This window comes from Pseudomonas sp. URIL14HWK12:I5 (assembly GCF_900176445.1).
Lineage (GTDB): Bacteria > Pseudomonadota > Gammaproteobacteria > Pseudomonadales > Pseudomonadaceae > Aquipseudomonas > Aquipseudomonas monteilii.
This window is the reverse complement of the sequence record NZ_FWXQ01000001.1, coordinates 17,480-36,865: the sequence shown is the minus strand read 5'-3', so window position 1 is coordinate 36,865 and position 19,386 is coordinate 17,480. Positions and strand designations below refer to the sequence as shown.

The 19,386-nt window shown below is 62.5% G+C and carries 17 protein-coding genes; 9 read left to right on the top strand and 8 right to left on the bottom strand.

Annotated features, from left to right (window positions below; genetic code table 11):
• The 3 genes from B9A31_RS00165 to B9A31_RS00155 all read left to right on the top strand — a co-directional run bounded on the left by B9A31_RS00165 (nucleotide 1) and on the right by B9A31_RS00155 (nucleotide 4,482).
• The gene (locus B9A31_RS00165) at nucleotides 1–1,929 is read left to right on the top strand and encodes a GGDEF domain-containing protein (RefSeq protein ID WP_084296572.1); all 1,929 of its coding nucleotides are present in this window, start codon (nucleotides 1–3) and stop codon (nucleotides 1,927–1,929) included.
• A gap of 81 nt (nucleotides 1,930–2,010) precedes the next feature.
• Nucleotides 2,011–2,799: an N-acetylmuramoyl-L-alanine amidase gene (locus B9A31_RS00160; protein WP_019099198.1), complete on the top strand. Its 789-nt coding sequence runs from the start codon at nucleotides 2,011–2,013 to the stop codon at nucleotides 2,797–2,799.
• A 78-nt stretch (nucleotides 2,800–2,877) separates the two neighbouring features.
• Nucleotides 2,878–4,482 (top strand): EAL domain-containing protein, encoded by a 1,605-nt coding sequence (locus tag B9A31_RS00155; RefSeq protein ID WP_019099197.1) that lies wholly within the window; start codon nucleotides 2,878–2,880, stop codon nucleotides 4,480–4,482.
• Between the two features lie 39 nt (nucleotides 4,483–4,521).
• Here B9A31_RS00155 and B9A31_RS00150 read toward each other — a convergent pair whose 3' ends face one another.
• The gene (locus B9A31_RS00150; protein ID WP_019099196.1) at nucleotides 4,522–6,303 is read right to left on the bottom strand and encodes a KinB sensor domain-containing domain; all 1,782 of its coding nucleotides are present in this window, start codon (nucleotides 6,301–6,303) and stop codon (nucleotides 4,522–4,524) included.
• A complete protein-coding gene (algB, locus tag B9A31_RS00145; protein WP_019099195.1) occupies nucleotides 6,300–7,646 on the bottom strand; it encodes a sigma-54-dependent response regulator transcription factor AlgB in 1,347 nt (448 codons plus the stop codon). Before algB ends, B9A31_RS00150 begins: the two co-directional genes overlap by 4 nt.
• A 211-nt stretch (nucleotides 7,647–7,857) precedes the next feature.
• On the opposite strand from algB, the gene B9A31_RS00140 reads away from it, so the two are divergent.
• The 6 genes from B9A31_RS00140 (at nucleotide 7,858) to B9A31_RS00115 (ending at nucleotide 13,246) form a co-directional block, all read left to right on the top strand.
• Nucleotides 7,858–8,679, top strand: coding sequence for a BON domain-containing protein (locus B9A31_RS00140; RefSeq protein WP_084296571.1), 822 nt, complete (start codon nucleotides 7,858–7,860; stop codon nucleotides 8,677–8,679).
• Nucleotides 8,680–8,853: 174 nt separating this feature from the next.
• Nucleotides 8,854–9,144, top strand: a complete 291-nt coding sequence (locus tag B9A31_RS00135; protein ID WP_019099193.1) for a hypothetical protein — start codon at nucleotides 8,854–8,856, stop codon at nucleotides 9,142–9,144.
• Between the two features lie 42 nt (nucleotides 9,145–9,186).
• Entirely contained in the window at nucleotides 9,187–9,348 is a 162-nt protein-coding gene (locus B9A31_RS00130; protein WP_003252966.1) for a DUF1328 domain-containing protein, read from the top strand.
• A 2-nt stretch (nucleotides 9,349–9,350) separates the two neighbouring features.
• Nucleotides 9,351–9,821: an inhibitor of vertebrate lysozyme family protein gene (locus B9A31_RS00125; protein ID WP_016712856.1), complete on the top strand. Its 471-nt coding sequence runs from the start codon at nucleotides 9,351–9,353 to the stop codon at nucleotides 9,819–9,821.
• A gap of 745 nt (nucleotides 9,822–10,566) precedes the next feature.
• On the top strand, nucleotides 10,567–11,895 hold the full coding sequence (gene gltP, locus B9A31_RS00120; RefSeq protein WP_016712857.1) for a glutamate/aspartate:proton symporter GltP: 1,329 nt from the start codon (nucleotides 10,567–10,569) through the stop codon (nucleotides 11,893–11,895).
• 121 nt (nucleotides 11,896–12,016) lie between these two features.
• The gene (locus tag B9A31_RS00115) at nucleotides 12,017–13,246 is read left to right on the top strand and encodes a nucleoside recognition domain-containing protein (protein ID WP_019099192.1); all 1,230 of its coding nucleotides are present in this window, start codon (nucleotides 12,017–12,019) and stop codon (nucleotides 13,244–13,246) included.
• On the opposite strand, the gene B9A31_RS00110 is transcribed toward B9A31_RS00115, so the two are convergent.
• From B9A31_RS00110 to B9A31_RS00085, 6 genes are all read right to left on the bottom strand, one after another.
• Nucleotides 13,228–13,863 (bottom strand): ABC-type transport auxiliary lipoprotein family protein, encoded by a 636-nt coding sequence (locus B9A31_RS00110; RefSeq protein ID WP_019099191.1) that lies wholly within the window; start codon nucleotides 13,861–13,863, stop codon nucleotides 13,228–13,230. The genes B9A31_RS00115 and B9A31_RS00110 overlap by 19 nt on opposite strands.
• Nucleotides 13,860–14,798 (bottom strand): MlaD family protein, encoded by a 939-nt coding sequence (locus tag B9A31_RS00105; RefSeq protein ID WP_019099190.1) that lies wholly within the window; start codon nucleotides 14,796–14,798, stop codon nucleotides 13,860–13,862. Before B9A31_RS00105 ends, B9A31_RS00110 begins: the two co-directional genes overlap by 4 nt.
• Nucleotides 14,799–14,801: 3 nt before the next feature.
• Complete coding sequence (locus B9A31_RS00100; protein WP_016712861.1) at nucleotides 14,802–15,593, bottom strand: ABC transporter ATP-binding protein; 792 nt, start codon at nucleotides 15,591–15,593, stop codon at nucleotides 14,802–14,804.
• The gene (locus tag B9A31_RS00095; RefSeq protein WP_019099189.1) at nucleotides 15,590–16,723 is read right to left on the bottom strand and encodes an ABC transporter permease; all 1,134 of its coding nucleotides are present in this window, start codon (nucleotides 16,721–16,723) and stop codon (nucleotides 15,590–15,592) included. The genes B9A31_RS00100 and B9A31_RS00095 overlap by 4 nt, the downstream gene beginning before the upstream one ends.
• A gap of 114 nt (nucleotides 16,724–16,837) precedes the next feature.
• Nucleotides 16,838–17,860, bottom strand: a complete 1,023-nt coding sequence (locus B9A31_RS00090; RefSeq protein WP_019099188.1) for a DUF5924 family protein — start codon at nucleotides 17,858–17,860, stop codon at nucleotides 16,838–16,840.
• Between the two features lie 95 nt (nucleotides 17,861–17,955).
• Nucleotides 17,956–19,362 (bottom strand): M16 family metallopeptidase, encoded by a 1,407-nt coding sequence (locus B9A31_RS00085; RefSeq protein ID WP_025754197.1) that lies wholly within the window; start codon nucleotides 19,360–19,362, stop codon nucleotides 17,956–17,958.
• Nucleotides 19,363–19,386: the final 24 nt, after the last annotated feature.

Genomic DNA, 19,386 nt, shown 5'->3' with positions numbered 1-19,386 from the left:
ATGACTGAAGACGCTGAGCGCTGGAAAGAAAAATACCTTAAAAGCATCGAGCAGCAAGAAAAGCTCGAACGCCGGTGGGACGCCCGTCTCGACCTGCTTCGTCGTGGCCTGGTGCGCAGCAGCCTGGCTGCGGAAGGCAGTGACAAGGTGGTGGACGCGTGCATGAAGGAAATGCGCGAAGTCATCCGCAGTGACAACATGGACGCCGGCCTCGCCGGTTTGATCCCGCGCCTTGAAAAGGCGGTGCTGGACTCCGAACAGCGCCGCGAAACCCGCATGAACCAGGTCAGCGATGCGCTCGCCGCGCTGGTTGGCCAATTGCAAGGTCTGTCGCTGCCCAGCGATATCTCGCGTCCGCTGAAAAAACTGGCGAAGAAGCTCGAGGGTGGAGTTGCCCAGTCCCGCGATCTGCCGCCGCTGCTGGGCGAGTTGAGTGGTTTGCAGGGCCGTGCCCTGTCGGCGCTTGGTAAAACGGAGGATGAAGCCCGGCCTGGTTTCTTGCAGCGCTTGTTCGGTAGCCGCGAGGATGACCCGCAAGGCGAGCCAGTCCCTGAGCCGGTGGCAGTGCCTGCTGCCGAAGCGCCGCCTCAGGTTGCGCAGCCCCCTCTTGAAGCCCCGCAGCCCGACGATGTGGATGCGCTGCAACCGTTGCCGGCCCCTGTCACCGAAGCGACCGTAGCGGCGGAACCCGAGCCGGAGCTACAGGGCCCAGCGCTGATCGAAACGGCTGAAACACTCGCCGTCCCGCACCCGCTGCAGGAGGACGTACTGGAGCCTGACGCGACCGCCAGCGAACCTATGGCAGCAGCACAACCGGCCCCCACGCTCGAAGAGACGTTCGGCGAAGATGGCCCCTATGCCCTGCCCTATGCCGTCGAGCCACCCTACAGCCAGGTTGCCGCGCACATCGAGCAGACCCTGATCGGCCTGCTTGATGACCTCAGCCTGCCCGAGCGGCACAAGGCCCAGGCGCTGGAAATGCGCGAGCGGGTTGCCCGTGGCCTGAACTGGTACGAGCTGATCCCGGTGCTGGATGACCTGGCTGTGCTGATGCTGGCAATAACCGACAGCGGCCAGCACGAATTCGAAACCTACCTGCAACAGCTCAACGAACGCCTGGAAGGCTTCCAGAGCCACCTGCAGGAGGCCAGCGCCGGCCATGCCGACAACAGCAACGCTGCCCGCGAACTGGATACCCAGCTGCGCGAGCACGTCGACGGCTTGCAAAGCAGCGTGCAAGGCGCCGCCGATGTGGACAGCCTCAAGCACATCCTGGAAAACCGGCTGGAAGGCCTATTGGTCACCATGGACGAGCACAAGCTTGAGCGTGATCGCCGCGAGCAGGAGCTGGCAGGGCGTCTGCAAGGCTTGTCGGAACGGGTGGCGAACATGGAGCATGAAGCGCTCGGCTACCGTGAACACCTGGAAGAGCAACGGCAAAAAGCCCTGCTCGACCCGCTCACCGGCTTGCCCAATCGTGCGGCCTGGAGCGAGCGGGTAGAACGCGAAATACTCGAATGGCAAGAGGCCGGCGGCCATCTGGCCATGGCGATTCTCGACCTGGACCACTTCAAGCGCATAAACGACAGCTATGGGCACCTGGCCGGGGACAAGGTGCTCAAGATTGTTGCTGACCAGCTGCGCAAACGCCTGCGTGGTCGTGACTTCATTGCCCGTTTCGGGGGCGAAGAGTTTGTCCTGTTACTGCCGCAGACTTCACCCGCGGCAGCGGCCCAGATGGCGGAAGTACTGCGCGCCACGGTGGAGGCCTGCCCGTTCCACTTCAAGGGCGAGCGGGTGGTGATCACCACCTCTATCGGCCTGGGGGCGTTTCGCTCTGGCGAGCGTGGCGACCAGGTGCTCAAGCGCGCCGATGCGGCGCTGTACCGGGCCAAGGAGCTGGGACGTAACCGCGTCGAGCAGAGCTAGCGTTTGCTAACACTGATCCACGGTAAGCGCGGCCATGGGGAGCACGTTATACTGTAGCCCTCATTCGCTGAGGCCACTGACGTGCTTTCCACGCTTAAAAAAACGCTGATTTGCTTTTTGCTGTTGTCTGTTGCCGGATGTTCGACGGGGTTGCGCATCGACCGCAGCCACCCCTCGGCCAACCAGGACAACCGCATCCAGTTCGTTGTACTGCATTACACCAATGCATCCCTGGAGCGCTCCCTGGCGTTGCTTACCCAGGGTGAGGTCAGCAGCCATTACCTGATCGGCGACGGTCCGGCCACGGTGTATCAACTGGTGGATGAAAACCGTCGTGCCTGGCATGCCGGCGACAGCCAATGGCAGGGGCGCACCTGGCTGAACTCGTCGTCCATCGGGATCGAGATCGTCAACCCGGGCTTCACCGACACGCCGAATGGCCGGGTCTGGCACCCTTATAGCGAAGCGCAGGTTCAGTCGCTGATCGCGCTGCTCAAGGACATCGTCAAACGTAACAACATCGAGCCTCGGCACATCATTGGTCACAGTGATATCGCACCATCACGCAAGCTGGACCCGGGGCCGCTGTTCCCATGGAAGCGCCTGGCCGATGCCGGGCTGGGTATCTGGCCTGATGCCAATGCCGTGGCGCGCCAACAGGCCTACTTCAGCGTCAACCCGCCAAGCGTGGGCTGGTACCAGCAGGAACTGGCGCGGTTTGGCTACCAAGTCGAGCAGACCGGGGTGCTGGATGTCGCCACCCGCCACGTGATTGCTGCGTTCCAGATGCGCTTCCGTCCCCAGCGCTTCGACGGCATGCCCGATGCGCAGACGGCAGCGATGCTGCAGGTGCTCAACCGGATGCGTTGAGCCTGCAGCGAGGCGCTAAACGGCGAGGATGATTCTTGATCCAGTTGCTATACCTTGGTAATCAACTGGATGCCTTCGATGTCAGCTCTCATTTCTACGCTGCGCCAATTTTTTTACCGTCCCTGGATGCTGGCCACCTTAGCAGCATTGGCCAGCGCAGCACTTTTGCTTACTGCCAGCATCGGCATTGCCCTGCAGCAGATGAAGCAAAGCGAGAGCGAACAGATGAACGCCCAGGGCGAGCGTTTTCTCGACCGCCTCGAGCAGGTATTCGGCCAGTTGCGCGAAGGGGTCGACCTGCTGCAGGCCCAACCCTTGCGTGGCTGCAGCCCGGCGATGTTGGCGGCGTTGCAGCAGGTTGGCCTGAGTTCGCGGTTCATTTATGAAGCGGCCTATGTGGATGGTGACGTCGCCTGCTCCAACCGTGGCGATGAGCGGGCATTCGAGCCTTTGCGGGCACCCGACATCCAAGGGCCGACCTACAGCTACTGGTTGAACACCACGACCGAGCCGAACGAGAACCTGGCTGCGTTGATGCTGGGCCGGGGCAAGTTCGTGGTCTCCACCTCGCGTGGGCACCTGACCGACGTGGTCGACCTGCCACCGGGCGGCAGCCTGGTAGTGGTGCTGGACAACGGTGCCCGCGCCATACCCGTGCTCGGCCCGCCACAGGTGTGGCCGCCGCCCTCGGCCTGGTCGACCAGCCACAAGTCGTTGCTCGAACTCAGTGACCGGCTGATCTACCGCATGCCCACCAAGTCGCCGGATTACCAATTGGTGCTGATTGCCCCACGGGCCAGCCTGCCGTTGAGAATGAATGGCATGCTCTGGCTGCTGTTCCCTGGCAGCGTGTTGGCTGCCTGCTGCATCGGCTGGCTGGTGCTGCAGTTGATCCTGCAACGGCGGTCGATGAGCTCGGAGTTGCAGAATGCCTTGCGCCGTGGAGAGCTGCAGGTGCTCTACCAGCCGATCTTCGAACTCGACACACGGCGCTGTGTAGGCGCCGAGGCTCTGGTGCGCTGGCGCCGCCCGGATGGCACGCTGACCAGCCCGGACCTGTTTATCCCATTGGCGGAAAACACCGGGCAGATATGTCAGATCACTGACTTTGTCCTGCAGCGCGTCCTCGAACAGCTGGGGCAGCTGCTGCGGTCGCACCCCAAACTGTACATATCGGTGAACCTGGCCGCCTGCGATGTGATGGTGCCGCGTATTGGCCGGGTGGCGGCGCGCCTGCTGGCCCTGCACCGGGTGGCCGCTAGCCAGATTGCGTTCGAGGTGACCGAGCGCGGCTTGATCGACGTGGTGGTGGCACGTGACAACCTGCAGGCGCTACGCGCCGTGGGGCATCAGGTGCTGATCGACGACTTCGGTACCGGCTATTGCAGCCTGGCCTATCTGCAAACCCTGCCGGTGGATTGCCTGAAGATCGACAAGGCCTTCATCGATGCGCTGGGCCACGATGCCGCCAGCAGCGGGGTTGCCCCGCATATCATTCGCATGGCCCATGACCTGCACCTGCGGGTGATTGCCGAAGGCATCGAATGCGAGGACCAGGCGGTGTTGCTGAACAGTGAAGGGGTCAATTACGGCCAGGGTTGGCTGTTTGCCCGACCGCTAAACGCCCGGCAGTTTGCCGAGCTGGTGACCCGCGGGCAGTTGCCGCGTCGGGTTGAACATTGAGAAGTCCTGCGCCTGCGAAGAGGCCGGCACAGGCGATACTCAAACTGGCAGCGCCATGTAGAACTGTGTCCCCTGCCCTGGCCGGGAAAACACGCCCATGCGCCCGCCATGCAGCTGGACGATTTCCTTGCACAGCGCCAATCCTAGCCCTGCACCGCCCTTCTTGCGCCCTACCTGCACAAACGGCTCGAAAATGCGCCCTTGCTGCCCATAGGCAATCCCTTCGCCTGTGTCCTCGACGCTGATGATCACCCGCTCGGCATGCCGCCGCGCATGCAGGCGGATGCGCCCGCCGTTGGCGGTATGGCGGATGGCGTTGTGCAGCAGGTTGTCCAGAACCCGATCAAGTTGCGCAACGTCGGCCTGAATACGCGGGAGCGGTGGTTCAAGTGCCTTGACCAGTTCAACCTGCTTGTTTGCCGCCTGTTCGGCAAAACGCAGTTGTGCGCGCTCCAGCAATTCGTCGATGGCACAGGGGGCCAGGTCGAGTTTCTGCAGCCCGCTCTGGTAACGAGAGAAGTTGAGCAGGTCGTTGATCAGTTGGGTAAGCCGCTGCATTTCTTCGCCGATGGTTTCCAGCAAGTCATTCTCGCGTGCCTCAGGCGGAAACTTGACTCGCTCGCGCAACAGCCCGAAGGCCATGTGCATGCCGGTTACCGGGGTGCGCAGTTCGTGGGACGCGCGCAGTACGAACTCACTGCGCACGCGTTCGAAGGCCCGTTGCTCGGTCACATCGTGCAGCACCATCACCGCGCCAAGGATCGGCCCTTGCGGGTGGCTCACCGGGGTCAGGCTGTAGGTCAGCAAGCGCGTTTCTTCATCCACCTCCATGGTCAGGTCTTCCGGCGGGCGGTCCAGATTGCCACCGCGCAGCACCTGACGCAGCTGCTGCTCCAGCTCCGGCCGTCGCAGGGCTTCGGCCAGGCTGCTGCCCACGCGGCTATCATTCCAGCCCAGCTGGCGCTGCGCCACCGGGTTGAGGTGTTCCAGGCGGCCCTGGCGGTCGATGATCAGCAGGCCATCGTCGATGCTGTCGAGCACGGCCTGCAGGCGCTGCTGCCCGGCCAGCAGTTCGTCGACGTTGGTGGCCTGGTGCTTGCGCAAGGCATCGGCCATGATGCCAAAGCGGCGGGTCAGCTGGTTCAGCTCGGTGGCCTGGGTGACTGGCAGGGTGACGTCAAAGTTGCCCTTGCCCAGCTGGTCGGCTGCTTTGGCCAAGGCTTCGATCGGTTGGCCAAAACGTCGGGCGATGTTGTGCGCAGTAATGAAGCCCAGCACCAGCACCACAAGGCCCATCAGGCCAAGCACACCGCTGACCAGCAGGGCGCGGTCACGGCTGTATTCCTCGCTGCGGGTGATGAGGTCCAGCGCCTGTTTGTGGGAATCGATCAGGTCGGTACGCACCTGGTTGAAGGCGGCCCCCAAGGGGTGGTCGACACCCATGCTACGAGCGGGCGCGGGGCTGTCACGGTAGGCTTGCAGGAACGTCTGGTAGTTACTGCCGGCCTTGCTGAAGCCGGTGCGCTCTCCGCCTTGCTCCAGGCCTTGGTTCAGCAAGGCCTGGAAGTTTTCTTGCAGCAGCCGGAGGTTTTCCGGGGCCGTGCCTTCATCAAGGATCAGGGTCAACTGTTCGCCAAGGTTCTGCCGCAACTTCAGCCCCACTTCCAGGACGTGGGTGGTGTCACGCACCAGCTGCTGTTGCGCGGTAGCCATCTGCAGCACGCTGACCAGGCCCAGCAGCAGCCCGAGCAAGGCCACCGTGACCAGTGCCGAGATACTCAGGAAAAGCCGCGTGCGCAGCTTCATGGGCGGCCACTTCATAGGTTGTACTGCTTGCGCTTGCGGTACAGGGTGGAGGCGTCGATGCCCAAGGTTTTGGCGGCCTGGTCGAGGGTGTCGCTGGCAGCCAGCACCGCGCCGATGTGGGCGCGCTCCAGCTCGTCCAGGCTCAGCGCGGCACCGACACGCGGGGCATTGCCAGCCGGTTGCTCGCCCATCCCGAGGTGGCTGATTTCCACGCGCTCCTGCGGGCAGATGATACTGGCCCGCTCTACCACGTTACGCAGTTCGCGAATGTTGCCGGGCCAGCGGTAGTTGAGCAGGGCGTTGCGCGCTTCGTCGCTGAAGCCCCGGGCGGGGCGGGAGTATTCCTTGACGAAGCGGGCAAGGAAGCGGTCGGCCAGGGTCAGGATGTCTTCACTGCGCTCGCGCAGGGGCGGCAGGTGCAGGGTGATGACGTTCAGGCGGTATAGCAGGTCTTCGCGGAAGCGGCTTTCGCGCACCATCTCTTCCAGGTTGAGGTTGGTGGCGGCCAGGATGCGTACATCTGCACGCCGTGTCACGGGGTCGCCCACGCGCTCGTATTCCTTGTCCTGAATGAACCGCAGCAACTTGGGTTGCAGGGTCAGCGGGAAGTCGCCGATCTCGTCGAGGAACAACGTACCCCCATCAGCCTGGCTGACCCGCCCCAACGTGCTTTCGCTGGCACCGGTAAAGGCGCCACGGGTGTGGCCGAACAGTTCGCTTTCCATCAGCTCGGCGTTCAGCGACGGGCAGTTGATGGTCACGCAGGCTTTGCGGGCACGTTTGCTCCAGCCATGGATGGCCCGGGCCAACTCGCCTTTACCTGTACCGGACTCGCCAAGAATGAGGATGTTGGCGTCGGTGGTGGCGACCTGGCGGGCAGTTTCCAGCACCGCCATCATGGCCGGGCTGTGCGAGTCCAGGCCGTCCTTGGGTTTGCGCATTTCGCCTTCCAGGGCCTCCAGGCGCGCAGAAAGCTGGCGCACTTCCAGCTGCTTGGCGGTGGCCAGGCGCAACTGATCGGGGCTGCATGGCTTGACCAGGTAGTCGGCGGCGCCGGCCTGGATGGCATCCACCGCTGTATCGATTGCCGAGTGCGCGGTCACGATCACCACACGCATCCAGGGTGCCTGGATGCGCATCTGCGCCAGTACGTCCAGGCCGTTGTCCTCGCCCAGGCGCAAATCCAGGAAGCAAAGGTCGAACACCTGGCGCTGCAACAGCGTTTCGGCCTGGGCCGCGCTGTTGGCTGTGGCCACGCTGTAGCCTTCGTCTTCCAGGCAGTAGCGGAAGGTGCGCAGGATCGCGGACTCGTCATCCACCAGCAGAATGCGGCCTTGGTTGTCCTGGGCTGATTCCATTTCCTGCGCTCCTTAGGGATAGATCTTCATTTAGTGTGGGAAAAATCGGGCAAGTTGCATGGTCAATTCTGAAGGATTCTGCCCTTTGCATGCTAGCCAATGGCCTGATGCTTACTGCAGGCCGTGAAATACCATTGATTTGCTTAGAGGTATGCAGTGGCACATTGGTTGCGAAGGTTTTTACCTTTTGCCCAAAAAAGGAGGCACTGCCATGCTCTTTTCCTTGCGTACAGCCGTGTTCACAGCCGCCCTGCTGCCCGTTTTCACCCCGGCTATCGCCGACCCTGTGCGGGACGCGCGCCTGGAAGGCGCCCTGCAAACCGCCCTGTCTTTGAACCGCATGCTTGACCCGTTCCGTATCAGGGTTGATGTAGACGGCAAGCATGCACGGCTTTCCGGCGAGGTGGAGAACGAGGTAGAGCGGCAGCTGGCCGAAGATGTGGCCCGTGCCACACGGGGCATCGAACACGTGGAAAACCAGCTGCAGGTCAACGCCCGACTGGTTGAGCGTCCGTTGGCGCTACGTGCCTACGCCCAACGCCTGGAGGACGCCACCCTGGCGGCGGTGATCCGTGCCCGGCTGTTGTGGAGCCGCACCACCGAGAAGGCGCCTATAGAAGTACAAAGTAGCGAAGGCGTGGTGACCTTGCGCGGCCAGGTCGACAGCGCCGAAGCCAAGGAGCTGGCCGGCGTGATAGCGCGTACCACCGACGGAGTGTACCTGGTCAACAACCTGGTCAGCCTCGATACCGCCGCCATGGCCAAGGCCCGCGAAACACCGGTAGGGGCCCCAACGGGTCCACAGCCAGGCGACAGCTGGATCATCGACAAGATCCAGAACAGCTACCGCTTCAGCCGTAACCTCGATGGCCTGAAGCTGAAAGTTGCCAGTGAAGCGGGCATGGTGCGGCTGTCGGGCGAGGTTGTCAGCGCTGAGCAGAAAACCATCGCCGTGGAGATCGCCCGGCAGATCATTGGCGTGCGCGGGGTGGATGCCGACCTGCTCAAAGTGGCGACGAAAGCGGAAGGCTGATCGTGCAATTCGCACGACCCCTCGGGCGGCATCGTGCAGGATACGTCCCTGTCGAATGTTTATGTTAATTATAAGTTATTGATTTTAAACGTATTTTTTAAAATCAAAAGGCTGGCATGCAGGCTGCAATTACCTGTTCAGGTTTGAACAAAAATTACAGCAGGAGGAGCCGGCATGAACCGCCAATCCGTCAACCGCTCGCAGAACGTCGCCCTGCCCCTGCGCCAGATGTTGTCTGTCGGCATGGCGCTGCTGCTGACCTTGGCCGCTGGCCTTTTCTATTACAGCTGGCAGACCGCGCGTCTGGCTGAGCAAGTGGCAGCGCAGACTGCGCTGTTGACGCAGATTCAGGCGACCCGTGCCAATACCCTGGTCAAGGCAGCTGAGCCATCGCCTGCCGGCCAGGCCTCCGCCTCACCGGCCACCCTGGAAAATGTCGTACCCCAGGACCGTTGGGTCTTCTGACCTGCCGGCCGCACCGATTCTGAAAAAGAAAGGAGAACCACCATGCTGAGCTGGGCTATCACTTTCCTCATCATCGCCATTGTCGCTGCCGTACTGGGCTTCGGTGGTATCGCGGGCGCTGCGACGGGTATCGCGAAGATCCTGTTCATTGTCTTCCTGGTGTTGTTCGTAGCCTCCTTCTTCTTTGGACGTGGACGAGGTTGAAGATGGGCAGGAAGCTTTTTACAGCCCTGGCTGCCGCCCTGATGCTGGGTGGCAGCGCGGCGGCGATGGCGGCCAATGACGGCCAGGTCCGGGTCGACCAGTTGCTCGGCTCGGACCCGGAGTACCGGGAAACCTGGCAGGACACGATCAAAGGCGAGGAACGCCTGCCCGATTGGGTGGTCAATCTGACCGGCAGTTCCCAGCAGCAGATGTCCGCCACTACCGAAGATGGCGACAAGTACCTGGTCGGTGCGTTGTGCGAGGCACAGGACAACTGCACCTACAAGCGGCTGATCGTTGCGTTCAGCTGGGACAAGGAGGATGCCTACGGGATGCTCGTGGAGGTACCCGAAGGCTTGCCGAGCGACAAGTCGCCTACACGCCACGCGCAATATCGCTGGCTGGGCGACCCTGACGACGGCATGAAGGCGATGCTGCAGGAGCAGCTTAAGCGTGACCCGAACTGGTACTGAGCATTTATTGCCGGTACGGATGAAAGGTCATCGACTGTCACGTAATAGAAGCTGAACCTTTCTATATTTCAGCCTTCTATGATGCGCCGCCCCGAGGAGGGGCAGCACATGACCAAGGGGCCGGGCTGTTCTGATTGTTTCAGGATCGGAGTGGCCTAGGGGTACAGGGAGTGCCTCCAGCGATGGGCCGGGTCAGGAAAGGCGGAATCGGAAGTATCAGGTCGGCGGTGTCAAAGGGATACCTGACCAGACCTGACTTCCGAGGAGCCATGTAGGAAACGCCCTCTTCCTTGCGCGATTTCATCCTTGAGACACATTTTGTCTCGACCGTACATCAAATTTTTTTCGGCCTTGCGAGCCCTTCTTCAAGTGGTATTTCGGCCATTCGGATTGTCGAACAAGCCATCTTTCATGCCCTTTGTGTACGGTCAAATCTGCCGAAAAATGGCGGTTTGGTCTTGTTCGGGATTCCGAACGTTATAAATCAAGCACTTGCGAACCCTCTGTTTTGGCATGAAACACTATGCATGATCGGCATGGGTCATGCGCTTCCGGCATTAGATTTCCCCCTTTCCCATCGCAATAGTTGCCGCCTTTTTCGCTGGTCAGAGCGCCCTGTCGCTCGCCTGCGGTGTCCTTACATGAAGTCGCCAGATGGGTGCGCTTGAAGCCAGAGGCCTTGCCGATGGCTCTGTTACGCGTGTTTTCGTCGGGTGCCATGACCACTAGAACAAAGGGTAAAGACATGAAGAAGGCAAAACTGAGCCTCGCCTGGCAGATCGTCATCGGTCTGGTCCTGGGCGTTGCAATCGGCGCGCTACTGAATCATTTCAGTGCAGAAAAGGCATGGTGGATCAGCAACGTCCTCCAGCCCGCCGGTGACATCTTCATTCGCCTGATCAAGATGATCGTCGTCCCGATCGTGATTTCGTCGTTGATCGTGGGTATCGCCGGGGTTGGCGATGCGAAAAAACTGGGCAGCATCGGCCTGAAGACCATCATCTACTTCGAAGTGGTGACCACCATCGCCATCGTCGTGGGCCTGGTGTTGGCCAACCTGTTCCACCCGGGCGCCGGCATCGACATGAGCACCCTGGGTACCGTGGACATCTCCAAGTACCAGGCCACTGCGGCCGAGGTACAGCATGAGCACGCGTTCATCGAGACCCTGCTGAACCTGATTCCGTCGAACATCTTCGCAGCGCTGATGCGTGGCGAAATGCTGCCGATCATCTTCTTCTCGGTCATGTTCGGCCTGGGCCTGTCGAGCCTGCAGGCCGAGCTGCGCGACCCGCTGGTACGCACCTTCCAGGCCGTATCGGAAACCATGTTCAAGGTCACCCACATGATCATGAACTATGCCCCGATCGGTGTGTTCGCCCTGATTGCCGTGACCGTGGCCAACTTCGGCTTCAGCTCGCTGCTGCCGTTGGCCAAGCTGGTACTGCTGGTGTATTTCGCCATCGCCTTCTTCGCCTTCATGGTGCTGGGCCTGGTTGCCCGCGTGTTCGGCTTCTCGGTGATCAAGATCATGCGCATCATGAAAGATGAGCTGATTCTGGCCTACTCCACCTCCAGCTCCGAAACCGTGCTGCCGCGCGTGATCGAGAAGATGGAGAAGTACGGCGCGCCGAAGTCGATCTGCTCGTTCGTGGTACCGACGGGCTACTCCTTCAACCTCGACGGTTCGACCCTGTACCAGAGCATCGCGGCCATCTTCATCGCCCAGCTCTACGGTATCGACCTGTCGTGGAGCCAGCAGCTGCTGCTGGTGCTGACCCTGATGGTCACTTCCAAAGGCATCGCTGGTGTGCCGGGCGTGTCGTTCGTGGTGCTGCTGGCCACCCTGGGCAGCGTGGGCATCCCGCTCGAAGGCCTGGCCTTCATCGCCGGTGTCGACCGCATCATGGACATGGCCCGTACCGCGCTGAACGTTGTAGGCAACGCCCTGGCTGCGTTGGTCATCGCTCGCTGGGAAGGCATGTACGACGCTGCCAAGGGCGAGAAGTACTACGCCTCGCTGATGGCCGACAAACAGGAAGCCGCAGTGGTTGGCGAAGCCGCCAAGCGCTGAACCTGATTGCTGTCCCAAAAAGCCCCGACTTGTCGGGGCTTTTTGTTGTCTGTCTGGATCGCAGGCCCCGGTACAAGCAACTTCCGCTATCATTCGGGCATTTTTCAGGGGGAATACGCGGATGCTCAACGGCCTTTGGCTTGGCTTTTTCCTGGTGGCGGCAGTGTCCGCCCTGGCCCAATGGCTGGTAGGTGGTAATGCCGGGATCTTCGCGGCAATGGTCGAAAGCATCTTCGCCATGGCCAAGCTGTCGGTCGAGGTGATGGTGCTGCTGTTCGGCACACTGACCCTGTGGCTGGGCTTTCTCAAGATCGCCGAAAAGGCCGGTATCGTTGAATGGCTGGCCAAGGTGTTGGGCCCGCTGTTCGCCCGCCTGATGCCGGAAGTGCCGCCCGGCCACCCTGCCCTGGGCCTGATCACCATGAACTTCGCGGCCAATGGCCTGGGGCTGGACAATGCCGCCACGCCGATTGGCCTGAAGGCCATGCGTGCGCTGCAGGAGCTCAACCCCAGCAGCACTACGGCCAGCAACGCGCAGATCCTGTTCCTGGTGCTCAACGCCTCGTCGCTGACGCTGCTGCCGGTGACCATCTTCATGTACCGGGCCCAGCAAGGCGCGCCAGACCCGACCATGGTGTTCCTGCCCATCCTGCTGGCCACCAGTGTCTCGACCTTGGTCGGGCTGCTGTCGGTGGCGGTTATGCAGCGCCTGCGTCTATGGGACCCGGTGGTGCTCGCCTACTTCATTCCCGGCGCGTTGCTGCTGGGAGGCTTCATGGCGTTTCTCGGCACCCTGTCGGCCGCCGCGCTGGCCAGCCTGTCGTCGGTCCTGGGCAACCTCACACTGTTTGGCGTGATCATGCTGTTCCTGGTGATTGGCGCCCTGAAGCGGGTCAAGGTGTATGAAGCCTTTGTCGATGGGGCCAAGGAAGGCTTCGATGTGGCCAAGAACCTGCTGCCCTACCTGGTGGCGATGCTGGTAGCGGTGGGTGTACTGCGTGCTTCAGGCGCGCTGGAGCTGGCCCTGGACGGTATCCGCCATGCGGTGAACTGGCTGGGCCTGGACACCCGCTTCGTCGAGGGCCTGCCCACAGCGCTGGTCAAGCCGTTCTCCGGCAGCGCAGCGCGGGCCATGCTGATCGAGACCATGCAGACGCAGGGTGTAGACAGCTTCCCGGCCCTGGTTGCGGCGACCATCCAGGGCAGTACTGAAACGACCTTCTACGTGCTGGCCGTGTACTTTGGCGCGGTGGGTATCCAGCGCGTGCGCCACGCGGTCGGTTGCGCACTGCTGGCCGAGTTCTCTGGCGTGGTCGCAGCGATCTTCGTCTGCTACTGGTTCTTCGCCTGAACTTTGCGCTGTGCCTGGCTGGCCTGGTCGACGGTCCAGGTCACAACGTGCCCCACCAGCTGGTCGCTGGCCTGGCCGAAACCGGCGACCACCGCTGACACCTGCTTGTCGGCCAGCGGCTGGCGGACCTCGAAACGCTTGCTGGCGAGGATGCGCTGGTTACGGCCCTGAACCAGCCGAGCGTCATAGCGAATCACCACCTCCACCGCGCCGCCCGGGCGGTACTCACTCTGGAATGCCTGCAGCTCGCCAGCCAGCTCGTAGTCGGCCTGCAGGTTGCTGTCGTCGGCGCTCAGGCGCTGTACCTGGCCATCACGCTGGAAGCCATCGAGCAGGCGATTGCGCAGCAGCACCGGGGCGGCATCGCTCCAGCGTGCACCTTTGTAGCTGCTGACCACATCGCCCTGTGGAATCACGGCAATGCGCGGGCCGGCCAGCACTTCACTGGCCAGCGGCTTGTTCAGCCGCAATGACCAGTCCAGCGGCGCTGCGGTGCGGCTGGGCTGGTTAACCGGCAAGCGATAGAGGTCGACGGGCTCGCTCTTGGGCAGGATCGAGCAGGCACTGGCCAGGCTCAGCGCGGCCGCCAGGGCCAGCAGGCGCAGCGACGGTTTCATGGCTGGAACTCCTTGTTGTTGTCGCGGCCGAGCAGGTAGCCGCTGGGGTCGGCCTCCAGTTGCCGGGAAATACCTTTGAGTGCGTTAAGGGTTTCGCGCAGTTCGCGAATGGCAGGTGTGAGCTGGTTCAGGCCCTGGGCGCCGTCGCCGATGGCCTCGCTGTTGTTTTTCAGCAGATTGTTGATGGTGGCAGTGCTTTCGGCCAGCGACTGCATGGCCTGCTCGGCGCTGCCGATCGCCTGTTTGCCTTCGCTGCCCAGCAGCCCGTTGGCATTGCGCATCAACGTTTGGGTTTCGACCAGGGTGGCGCTGGCCTGCTTGCCTACCTGCACCAGTTGCTCAATGGCCTCGGCGATGCTGCCGTGCTGGCCGGCGAAGGCGCCGGTGGTCTTGTCGAGGTTGGCCAAGGTGCTGCTGAGGTGGCCGATATTGTCTTCGGAGAACATCTGGTTGGCGTTGTGCAACAGCATGTTGATGTTGGTGACCAGGTCGCTGCTGTCATTGAGCAGGCGCGAGATGGGCGACGGCGAGGCGATGATGACCGGCAGCTTGCCGTCCTTGCCCTTCAGCTCGGGGCTCTGTGGCGTGCCGCCGCTGAGCTGGATGAACGCGTTGCCGGTCACGCCGGCCAGGGTCAGTTTGGCCTGGGTGTCTTCCTTCACCGGGGTATCGCCGCTCAGACGAACGCGGGCCAGTACCCGGCGCGGGTCTTTCGGGTCCAGGCGCAAGGTGGACACATCGCCCACCTTGATGCCGTTGTACTGCACCGGGCTGCCACGGGACAGGCCGGAAACGGCCTCGTTGAACACCACTTCGTAGTCCTTGAACGCGTCATCGACACTGGACTTGGTCAGCCACAGGCCAAACAACATGGCGCCGGCCACCACCAGGACGGTGACCAGGCCGATTAGTACGTGATGGGCTCGGGTTTCCATTGCTCAGCGCTCCTGCCCGGCACGGGTGGCGGCCTGCTCGGCTGCACGCCCGCGGGGGCCATGAAAGTATTCTTGAATCCAGGCGTCGTTGGTCTGCTCGACTTCAGCCAGCGGGCCGGCCACCAAAACCTTCTTTTGTGACAGCACCGCGATGCGGTCGGTGATGGTGTACAGGGTGTCGAGGTCGTGGGTGATGAGGAACACCGACAGGCCAAGGGCATCGCGCAGGGTAAGGATCAGCTGGTCGAACGCGGCAGCGCCGATCGGGTCCAGGCCTGCGGTGGGTTCATCGAGGAACAGGATGTCAGGGTCCAGAGCCAGGGCTCGGGCCAGCGCGGCACGTTTGATCATGCCCCCCGACAGCGAAGACGGGTACTTGTCGGCGGCGGATATCGGCAGCCCGGCCAGGGCCAGCTTAACGCCTGCCAGGTGTTCGGCGTCGGCGCGGGACAGCCCGGCGTGTTCGATCAGCGGCAAGGCCACGTTCTCGGTAACGGTCAGCGAAGAGAACAGCGCGCCCTTCTGGAACAACACGCCAAAGCGCCGCTCGACCAGGGAACGCTGCGCTTCACGCAGGCCGGCGAGGTCCTGGCCAAACACCTTGATCTGCCCTTCGTTGGGCCGGCGCAGGCCAATGATGCTGCGCAGCAGCACCGACTTGCCGCTGCCCGAACCGCCTACCACGGCGAGGATTTCGCCGCGGTACAAGTCCAGGTCGAGGTTTTCATGCACCACCTGGCGGCCGAAGCGGTTGCAGATGCCGCGCGCCTCGATAACGGTTTCCTGGCCACTCACCAGCCCATCTCCATGAAGAACAGGGCAGCCACCGCGTCCAGCACGATGACCACGAAAATCGATTGCACCACTGCCGATGTTGTATGCGCGCCTACCGACTCGGCGCTGCCACTGACCTTGAAGCCTTCCAGGCAGCCGATGGCCGCGATAAGGAAGGCGAAGAACGGCGCCTTGGCCAGGCCCACCAGGAAGTGCTGCACGCCGATGTCGCTTTGCAGCAGTGAAAGGAACATGGCCGGTGAGATATCCAGCGTCAGGGCGCATACCACTGCGCCACCGACAATGCCGCAAATCATCGCGACGAAGGTGAGCAGTGGCAGTGAGATCAGCAGTGCAAGTACCCGTGGAACCACCAGCAGTTCCATCGGGTTCAGGCCCAGGGTGCGGATGGCGTCGATTTCCTCGTTGGCCTTCATCGAGCCGATCTGCGCGGTGAACGCGCTGGCGGTGCGGCCGGCCATGAGGATGGCGGTGAGCAGCACGGCGAACTCGCGCAGAAACGAGAATGCCACCAGGTCGACCGTGAAGACCGTTGCACCGAAGTCGGCCAGCACCGTGGCGCCGAGAAAGGCCACCACCGCACCCACCAGGAAGGTCAGCAAGGCGACGATAGGGGCGGCGTCCAGGCCGGTCTGCTCGATGTGGGCCACAACCGGGGTAATGCGCCAGCGGTGTGGTTGCAGGGCTCGACGCAGCAAGGTTTCGAGGATCACGCCGACAAAGCCCAGCAATTGCATGCTGTCCTGCCACAACGTGCCGACGGCGCGGCCGATGCGTTCCAGCAGCAAGATCAGCACATTGCGCTCGGGTTCCTTGACCGGGATGCAGTAGTCCTGCACCGAACAGTAAACGTTCTTGAGCAGCGCACGGCTGGCTTTGGGCAGGTCTTGGGTGCAGTGGGACAGGCGCTCGGAACCCAGCAGTTCGGCCAGCAACGAGGCGCCCGCAGTGTCCAGGCGGCCCAGCTGGCTGAGGTCGGCGACGGTGTCGGGGGTGGACTGCGCTCGCAGGCGTTCGCTCTCGCGCTTGAGGCTGGCGTAGTGCGCCAGGGTCCAGTCACCGGTTATACGCAGGCAGGCCGGTTGGCTGCTGGTGTCCAGGGTGGCACTGGGGGGGGTCATTGGCTCCATGCTACTGACTCGGCGCTAAGGCTTTGGGGCTGATCATAGCGCAGCAGCCATGGGCTGTTTGGTGATTATGTGCTGTCTGTTGGGTTTGGAGGCCGCAAAGCGGCCCCCATTCAATCACTGTGCCGGCGCGTCATCGACCACCTTGAAGCGCAGCACGCCAATCACCTGGCCATCCTCGGTCAACACCCGCACCTGCCATTTGCCCACCGGGTTTGGCGGGAAGTTCTGCTTGTGGGTCCAGGCCCGGTAGCCTTCCTTGCGCCCGCCGTGGATGTCCAGAGCGATGCGGTCGACCTCTTTGCCGTCCTTCTGCCACACGTGGTAAATCCGCTCGTTCAGGCCGCGTGGTGCGTTGATGGCGGTGTAGGCATACAGGCCGCTGCTGCGAATGCGGCTGGCGGCTATTTCGTCCAGCGAGTCGCCCGGTTGGCGATTCAGCACTTCGGTGCTCACCGCCACTTCGGTCATCCACAGGGTGGCCGGCGGCACCCAGGAACGCAGCAGCCAGCCCCCGGCACCCACCGACAGGGTAACCAGCACCAAGGCGACGCCGCGCCGCCAGGTATTGATCGGGAAGCTGCTGGCCAGGCTGGGGAACGACAGGGCCATGGCGGCGATCAGGGCCAGCTTGAAGCTTTGCGCGGTGGTCAGGTGCAGGATGATCGGCAGCGCGGTCAGCAGGGCGGCAAACAATGTCAGGGTATGCAGCGCCAGGAACAGCCAGCGCCGAGGCGCCAGCCACTTGTAGTACAGCGGGTCGATGATCGAAATCAGGCCTGCGGCGCCGAGCAAACCGGTAAACACCAGCTGGCCGCTGTTCCAGGTGGTGGTGATGAAGAAGAACGGCAGCACGAAAAACAGCGTTTCCTGGTGGATCATCTGCGTCGCGTAGCGCAGCAGCGGCTGCGGGATTTCGCGATTGAAGGTGCGGGCGAACAGGCCGGTCAGGGTGTTCTCCAGCATCAGCCAGACCCAGCTGATCAGCATGAGCACGGCTACCCAGCTGGCCAGGCCGGCTTGGCGGTCGACCAGGATGAAGCTGCCGATACCAGAGAGGAAACCACAGAGCGCGATGATGCCGGGGTAGCGTTTGAGCAGTTCGATGATGCGCAGGACTATGCGGGGTATTTGGGGCATTAGGGGCTACAACAGAAAGGATGAGGTGGCTGTGCCGGGCCTCTTCGCGGGCATGCCCGCGAAGAGGCCGGTACTGGCAAAAGGATACCGCTGATCTACCGTTCTCGTGTAGCACCACTCGGCCGTTGCGGGCCATGCCGCCGCCAGCGCAGCAACCCGGCCGCCAATATCACCCCCACCACCAGCGCGGCCAGCCCGTACAGCTCGTCATAGCCAAGCAACGGCTTCTCGATACGCAAGTAACCCTCTTCCTTCAGCAATGCCTTCAGCGCCTCATTGGCCTGCTCCAGGCTAACCTGTCGCAACTTGCGCACCGGGTTGGCAAAGCGCCCGTCGGTGTAGTCGTTCAGCGCCCCCCAATAGTAGTCGGCCAAGGCACTGTTGCCCTGGGTGCTCCAGCTTTCCTTGGCAACGCTGGCGTCCTTGACGCGGGCGAAGGTGTCCGGGTCGAGGCCTTCCTTGCGCAGGTGCTCGAACAACGCCCGCATCACCTTCACCGCCTTGTCGATGTCGTCGCGTTCCAGGTCGGCATTGAGGCTGAGCAGGCCGGTATCGCCAAAGCTTTCACGCTGCACCGATGGCCCGTAGGACAGCCCGTTGCGCAGGCGTAGCTGGTCGTACAGCGCCCAGTCCAGGTAACGCGACAGCAGGTCGAGGGTGGCCTGATGGTCGTTGTCCAGGACCGGCTCGATGAACAACCAATGCAGCTTGACGCTATCGCCCAACCAGCCCCGGGTCAGGTCGCGGCGCTGCTCGGCCTGCTGGGTAATGCTTTCCAGGTTGCGGCGTTCTTCCGGCTCGGTGGCTGGCAGTTCGCCAAAGGTGCGTTCCAGGTAGGCTGGCAGCAAGCGATCGAGGCCGCCGACCATGATCAGGGTCATGTTGTTGGCGGCGTACCAGCGGTCACGCAAGGCTTGTACCTGCTCCAGGGTCATGTCGTCGATATTGGAGCGCTCCGGACATTTCAGGCCCAGCTCGGTCGCCAGCTGGTCACTGGCAGGGTGGCCGATATCCTGGCGGTCGAGCCAGCGCTGCAGGTGCCCATAGTGGCCACCATCTTCGCGCTCGATGATGCGCTTGGCGGTGACCAGGGCTTTGTCATCGATACGGGTGTCGCGGATTACCGCCAGCAGCAGGTCGAGCACTTTTCGCTGGTTGCGTGCGGGGGCTTCGATGACAAACGTGGTGTCGGCGCTGCTGGTGTAGGCATTCCACTCGCCGCCGAGCGATTGCAGGCGCTCTTCAAGGCCGCCCTCGCCGGTTTCGTCGATGCCGCTGAACAGCAGGTGCTCAAGCAGGTGCGGCAGCTCTTTCTGTTCGCAATCGAAGTCGTCCAGGCCCACCCCGACCACCAGGCGAATCGCCACATGGTCGCGCTCGTAGCCGTTTTTTAGAATGACCTGCAGGCCGTTGGGCAGCAGGTAGCCCTCAACCCGCGAGCGGTCGAGGGCCAATGAGGGCAGGCTGCAGATCAGCAGGCAAACGAACATCAGGCAACGCATGGGCGAGCTTCGGTCCTCAGGTAG

What these genes read in the sequence shown, in the direction of transcription:
- algB (WP_019099195.1), bottom strand. Translation starts at nt 7,646, where the DNA reads ATGGAATCAGCCCAGGACAACCAAGGCCGCATTCTGCTGGTGGATGAC.
- B9A31_RS00155 (WP_019099197.1), top strand. Translation starts at nt 2,878, where the DNA reads ATGTCAGCTCTCATTTCTACGCTGCGCCAATTTTTTTACCGTCCCTGG.
- B9A31_RS00110 (WP_019099191.1), bottom strand. Translation starts at nt 13,863, where the DNA reads ATGAAACCGTCGCTGCGCCTGCTGGCCCTGGCGGCCGCGCTGAGCCTG.
- B9A31_RS00125 (WP_016712856.1), top strand. Translation starts at nt 9,351, where the DNA reads ATGGGCAGGAAGCTTTTTACAGCCCTGGCTGCCGCCCTGATGCTGGGT.
- B9A31_RS00090 (WP_019099188.1), bottom strand. Translation starts at nt 17,860, where the DNA reads ATGCCCCAAATACCCCGCATAGTCCTGCGCATCATCGAACTGCTCAAA.
- B9A31_RS00095 (WP_019099189.1), bottom strand. Translation starts at nt 16,723, where the DNA reads ATGGAGCCAATGACCCCCCCCAGTGCCACCCTGGACACCAGCAGCCAA.
- B9A31_RS00150 (WP_019099196.1), bottom strand. Translation starts at nt 6,303, where the DNA reads ATGAAGTGGCCGCCCATGAAGCTGCGCACGCGGCTTTTCCTGAGTATC.
- B9A31_RS00085 (WP_025754197.1), bottom strand. Translation starts at nt 19,362, where the DNA reads ATGCGTTGCCTGATGTTCGTTTGCCTGCTGATCTGCAGCCTGCCCTCA.
- gltP (WP_016712857.1), top strand. Translation starts at nt 10,567, where the DNA reads ATGAAGAAGGCAAAACTGAGCCTCGCCTGGCAGATCGTCATCGGTCTG.
- B9A31_RS00135 (WP_019099193.1), top strand. Translation starts at nt 8,854, where the DNA reads ATGAACCGCCAATCCGTCAACCGCTCGCAGAACGTCGCCCTGCCCCTG.
- B9A31_RS00115 (WP_019099192.1), top strand. Translation starts at nt 12,017, where the DNA reads ATGCTCAACGGCCTTTGGCTTGGCTTTTTCCTGGTGGCGGCAGTGTCC.
- B9A31_RS00140 (WP_084296571.1), top strand. Translation starts at nt 7,858, where the DNA reads ATGCTCTTTTCCTTGCGTACAGCCGTGTTCACAGCCGCCCTGCTGCCC.
- B9A31_RS00130 (WP_003252966.1), top strand. Translation starts at nt 9,187, where the DNA reads ATGCTGAGCTGGGCTATCACTTTCCTCATCATCGCCATTGTCGCTGCC.
- B9A31_RS00165 (WP_084296572.1), top strand. Translation starts at nt 1, where the DNA reads ATGACTGAAGACGCTGAGCGCTGGAAAGAAAAATACCTTAAAAGCATC.
- B9A31_RS00105 (WP_019099190.1), bottom strand. Translation starts at nt 14,798, where the DNA reads ATGGAAACCCGAGCCCATCACGTACTAATCGGCCTGGTCACCGTCCTG.